Origin of the sequence: Pseudoduganella sp. RAF53_2, assembly GCF_052113985.1 — a bacterium.
Lineage (GTDB): Bacteria > Pseudomonadota > Gammaproteobacteria > Burkholderiales > Burkholderiaceae_D > Rugamonas.
Genome location: NZ_JBFRDW010000986.1, coordinates 1 through 1,434, shown reverse-complemented (window position 1 = coordinate 1,434; position 1,434 = coordinate 1). Strand labels below are relative to the sequence as shown.

At 56.6% G+C, this 1,434-nt stretch carries 1 protein-coding gene and 2 tRNA genes; all 3 read right to left on the bottom strand.

The window, feature by feature from the left end; all coding sequences use genetic code 11:
• Positions 1-401 (bottom strand): hypothetical protein (locus AB4Z11_RS31670; RefSeq protein ID WP_442030135.1); only part of this gene is annotated, 401 nt, incomplete at its 3' end.
• Between the two features lie 802 nt (positions 402-1,203).
• Positions 1,204-1,277, bottom strand: a tRNA-Cys gene (locus AB4Z11_RS31665).
• Positions 1,278-1,329: 52 nt separating this feature from the next.
• A tRNA-Gly gene (locus tag AB4Z11_RS31660) sits at positions 1,330-1,405 on the bottom strand.
• Between the last annotated feature and the right edge of the window lie 29 nt (positions 1,406-1,434).

The following is a 1,434-nucleotide window of genomic DNA, read 5'->3' as shown; positions in this document are numbered from 1 at the left end:
GTCTTGCCCCGCACCAGAATGGCAGGCGGCGACGCGGCATTGTAGACTTGGACATTGATGGTGTGCTTGCCGGCAGGTAGCGCAATGTGCTGTTGATYGCCCTGCACGAATTTGCCATCCACAACCACGCTGTATCTGCCCTCGGCAGTCAGGCTCAGTTCCTCGGGAGCGGCCAGCTCGACCTGCCTGGAGAAGTTCACCTGCGGCTGGTGGCTGTAGAAGCGCCAGAACGGCATGAAGGGCGCATCACGCTCGACGCGCTTGACCTGCATCTGGTTGCTCAACCAGATTTCGAAATCACCCGGATACCAGATCCAAGTGGCCGGACTGGCAGCGGCAGCCCAGCTGCTATATAAAAAAACGAGGGCCATCATGGCCGTGCGAAGGAAGTGCGTTCTCATAACTTCTCATACTATCCAGGCGGTCCTGCCCTCGCGATTACTTTTACTACCGAAGCAATAACCATTTCGATATCAGATTCTTTAGAATTTTTGGCCTAAGACGACTGATATCACGATTGAGGAGGCGTCGCTTGTATGCTCGCGTCTCCTCGTCACATCACCATTAACATTTCTATCTCTGTCGCCATCATGGTCTGCGTGTTGATCGCCAGCATCCGGAATACCGCGCACTTCAACGCTGCTGTCTACTTGGAGGCAACCGTCCGGAATGATCGTCACGCCGCCTTTGTCCCCAACGCTGCGCCGCAAAAGCCAGGTGCGGCGCCCCGGCGCCGGGGCCGTGCTCCAGATAATCGCGGCCTGGAACACAATGCCTGCAGGTGAGCCCTGGTCGCTACTGGGGCGAGACTGTAGCCGCCCCACGCATAAGGGTGTGCCCTAGGATGAAAACCCATGAAACCGACAAATCTGTCCGCTCCGCCACGTCAGCTGCTGGTGGTGGGCTCTCAGTCGATTCATTGAGCCCGTGGCGTAATAGAAGCCCTTGGGTAAGAGCGGRTGTTTGACGCGCAATTCAAATTTGCCGCGCCGTTGGGTGATCGCTGCTATGCTGCCTCCATGACAATTGGTGGCAAATCGCCAGGTACCGCACTGATGGGTCAACTCGTATAGACGCCCAACCGAGGCCGTTTTGCGGCGGTTTGACCGCCCGAACCGGGCGGTTCTCAACGGTGTCGAGGCCATTGGAACGCAAAAAAGCCCGGAAGTTCCGGGCTTTTTCGCATGTAACCACATGATGTTATGGAGGCGAGGACGGGAGTCGAACCCGTCTAGACGGCTTTGCAGGCCGCTGCATAACCGCTTTGCTACCTCGCCAGAGAAGTCTGGGCTAGATCGGCAGCTGGTTACTTTCTGCCGTCTGGAATTCTGGAGCGGGAAAAGAGTCTCGAACTCTCGACCTCAACCTTGGCAAGGTTGCGCTCTACCAACTGAGCTAYTCCCGCTTGGAGTTACAACTATCTTTACTACTGAC